Source organism: Actinomycetes bacterium (assembly GCA_035489715.1).
Taxonomy (GTDB): Bacteria; Actinomycetota; Actinomycetes; order JACCUZ01; family JACCUZ01; genus DATHAP01.
Map to the genome: position 1 here is coordinate 1 of DATHAP010000101.1, position 3,343 is coordinate 3,343.

Annotated in this window: 4 protein-coding genes; 1 reads left to right on the plus strand and 3 read right to left on the minus strand. The window is 73.6% G+C overall.

Going from position 1 to position 3,343, the window contains the following annotated elements; translation table 11 throughout:
• From VK640_08160 to VK640_08170, 3 genes are all read right to left on the minus strand, one after another.
• A partial coding sequence (locus tag VK640_08160; protein ID HTE73157.1) for an SDR family NAD(P)-dependent oxidoreductase occupies window positions 1–276 on the minus strand: 276 nt, incomplete at its 3' end.
• Window positions 277–287: 11 nt separating this feature from the next.
• Window positions 288–1,304: an alcohol dehydrogenase catalytic domain-containing protein gene (locus VK640_08165; GenBank protein ID HTE73158.1), complete on the minus strand. Its 1,017-nt coding sequence runs from the start codon at window positions 1,302–1,304 to the stop codon at window positions 288–290.
• An 11-nt stretch (window positions 1,305–1,315) separates the two neighbouring features.
• The gene (locus VK640_08170; GenBank protein ID HTE73159.1) at window positions 1,316–2,176 is read right to left on the minus strand and encodes a fumarylacetoacetate hydrolase family protein; all 861 of its coding nucleotides are present in this window, start codon (window positions 2,174–2,176) and stop codon (window positions 1,316–1,318) included.
• A 91-nt stretch (window positions 2,177–2,267) separates the two neighbouring features.
• Between VK640_08170 and VK640_08175 the strand changes: the two genes are divergently transcribed.
• The coding region (locus VK640_08175) for a dihydroxy-acid dehydratase (protein HTE73160.1) at window positions 2,268–3,343 on the plus strand (1,076 nt) is incomplete at its 3' end.

The window sequence follows — 3,343 nt, forward strand, 5'->3', positions numbered from 1 at the left end:
GTTGGCGCTGATGTCGCCGACGGCGCCGATGCCGGCGTTGTTCACCACGATGTCCAGGCCGCCGAGCTGCTCGACGACGGTGCTGACGGCCCGGTCGACCGCGGCGGTGTCGGTCACGTCGCAGGGCACGGCCAGGACGCCCTCGGGGGCGCCGTCGGTGTCGCGGTCGAGGACGGCCACCTGGGCACCGCGCTCCCGCAGAAGGCCGGCCGTCGCCGCGCCGATGCCGCTGGCGCCGCCGGTGACGAGGGCCACGAGCCCCTGGAAGTCGGTCATGTCGCTGCCTCTCAGCTGAGTCGCGGGTCGACGTGGATCTTGGGTCCGGGACCGGCGCCCTCGGGTCGCTGGCCGGCCAGGACGGCGCCGACCCGGTCGAGCCCGACGGTCGCCGCGACGATCGGGCGCGGGTCGACCTGGCGGCCGGCGTACGCCTGGATGGTGGCGTCCAGACCGGGCGAGGCGGACAGGATCCCGACCGCGGTGACGTCCTTGAGCGCGAGTGCGCGGGTGTCGACGCGGCTGGGGCTGCCGGCGAGTCCGATGTAGACCACGCGTCCGGACGGCTCGACCAGCTCCAGGGCCCGAGCGGGCAGGTCTGCCGCGTTGGAGGCGTCCACGACCGCGTCGAAGGGCAGCTCGGGAAGGGTGTCCTCGGTCCAGCAGTGCTCGAACCCGAGGGAGCGGGCGAACTCCAGCGACCCGTCCGGGCGGCCCAGCAGGTGGACCTCGGCCCCGGCGGCACGGGCGAACATCGCCGCCAGCAGCCCGATCGTCCCCGGCCCTAACACCAGCGCGCGGTCGCCGGGACGCAGGTGGGCGGCCCGGGCGGCGCGCAGCCCGTTGCCGCCGGGCTCGACCAGCGCACCGAGGACGGCGTCCACGGACCCCGGCAGCTCGTGCAGCGATGTCGCCGGCGCCGCCAGTTGCTCGGCCAGCGCACCGGGGCGGCCGCCGCGGATGCCGACCTCCTGCCGGTTGGCGCAGACGTGCTGGTGCCCGCGCCGGCAGCGCCGGCAGACGCCGTCGCCCAGCATCGTGTCCCCCATGACCCGGCGGCCGACCCAGCGCGGATCGACACCCGCGCCGACGGCGGACACGGTGCCAGCCCACTCGTGACCCAGGCGCATCGGGAACCACGCGTGCCCCTCGTGCAGGTAGGCCATCTCGCCGGTGAAGAACTCGACGTCGGTGCCGCACACCCCGACCCGATCCACGTCCACGACGGCCTCGCCCGGCCCCGCCACCGGCGCCGGCACCTCTTGCACGGAGCACTCCCCCGGCGCGGTGAGCACCGACGCCCGCATGGTCCGCGTGGTCACCTCGGGCCGAGCACGGTCTGCCGCTGTGTGCCGAGTCCCTCGATGCCGAGCTCGATGACGTCACCGGGCCGCAGCCACACCGGCGGGGTGAGGGCCATGCCCACACCCGGCGGCGTGCCGGTGTTGATGAGGTCGCCCGGCTCGAGAACCATGAACTGGCTGAGGTAGTGCACCAGGAAGAGCGGGTCGAAGACCATCGACCGGGTCGTGCCGGTCTGCCGGCGGACGCCGCTGACGTCCAGCCACAGGCCCAGCGCGTGGACGTCCTCGATCTCCTCCGGGGTGACCAGCCAGGGCCCGGCCGGGTTGAACGTCTCGGCGGACTTGCCCTTGGACCACTGGCCGCCGCGCTCCAGCTGGAAGGCGCGCTCGCTGACGTCGTTGACGACCAGGTAGCCAGCGACGGCGCCGCGGGCGTCCCGCACCGAGTCGAGGTAGCTGGTGCGCCGGCCGATGACGATCCCCAGCTCGACCTCCCAGTCCGGCTTGGTCGACCCGCGCGGGATCCGCACGTCGTCGTACGGGCCGATGAGGGTGTTGGGCGACTTGCTGAACAGGATCGGCTCGGCCGGCACGGCCTGCCCGGTCTCCGCGGCGTGGTCGCGATAGTTCAGCCCGATGCACAGGATCTGGTGCGGCCGGGCGATGGGCGCGCCGACCCGCTCGCCGGCGAAGCGGGACACCCGGCCGGCGGCCACCCGCTCGGCCACCACCGGACGGATCCGATCCAGACCGCCACCGCCGAAGAACGCCTCGTCGAAGTCCCCGACGACGTCGGAGAGGTCGACGTAGCGGTCGTCGTCGACGCGGGCGGCGGGCTTCTCGGCGCCGGGCGGGCCGATGCGCATGAGGTACACGGTCGACTCCAGGAATCGCGGCGCGAGCACGTAATCTCAGGTCATTCCAAGAATTAGACCATCGCGTCGATGATTGGAAAGGCAGGTCGCCGTGGAGCTCCGCAGCGCGCACTGGTACGCGGGCGAGGACCGCAACGCGTACATCCACCGGGCCTGGATGCGCCGCGGTGCGCCGGCCGACGCCTTCGCCGGGCGACCGCAGATCGCCATCGCGAACACGGCCTCGGACCTGACCCCCTGCAACGCCCACCTGGGCGAGGTGGCCGCGTCGGTCCGCGACGGCGTGCACGAGGCCGGCGGCGTCCCGCTGGAGCTGCCGGTCGTGTCGCTGGGCGAGACGCAGGTCCGGCCCACCGCGATGCTGTGGCGCAACATGGCCGCGATGGCCACCGAGGAGATGCTGCGGGCCAACCCCATCGACGGCGTCGTGCTGCTCGGCGGCTGCGACAAGACGATCCCGTCGTTGCTGATGGCCGCCGCCTCGGTCGACCTCCCCGCCGTGGTCGTGCCCGGCGGCCCCATGCTCACCGGCACCTTCCGCGGGATCCCGCTCGGCTGCGGCACCGATGTGTGGCGGCTGTCGGAGGAGGTCCGGGCCGGCACGCTGTCCCAGGACGAGTTCATCCGGTCGGAGTCGGCCATGATCCGCAGCCGCGGGCACTGCAACACCATGGGCACCGCCTCGACGATGGCGCTGGTCGCGGAGGCCCTCGGCACGGTCGTCCCCGGCGTGGCCGGCACCCCCGCGCCCGACAGCCGGCTGCTGGAGGCCGCGCACGGCACCGGACGGCTGGCCGTGGACATGGTCGCCGCCGACCGCCGACCCAGCACCGTCCTGACCAAGGCCTCCTTCCACAACGCGATCGTCGCGCTGGCCGCGATCGGCGGGTCCACCAACGCGGTCGTGCACCTGCTGGCCATCGCCGGGCGGCTGGGGATCGACCTGACCGTCGACGACTTCGACCGGATCGGGTCCCGGGTGCCGGTGCTGGTGGACCTGCTGCCCGCCGGCCGCTTCCTCATGGACGACTTCCACCGCGCCGGTGGCCTGCTCGCCGTCCTCCGCGAGGTGCGCGACCTGCTCGACCCCACGGCTCTGACCGTCACCGGCAAGCCACTCGTCGACCATCTCGACGACGCCCCGATCTGGGACCCCGAGGTCATCCG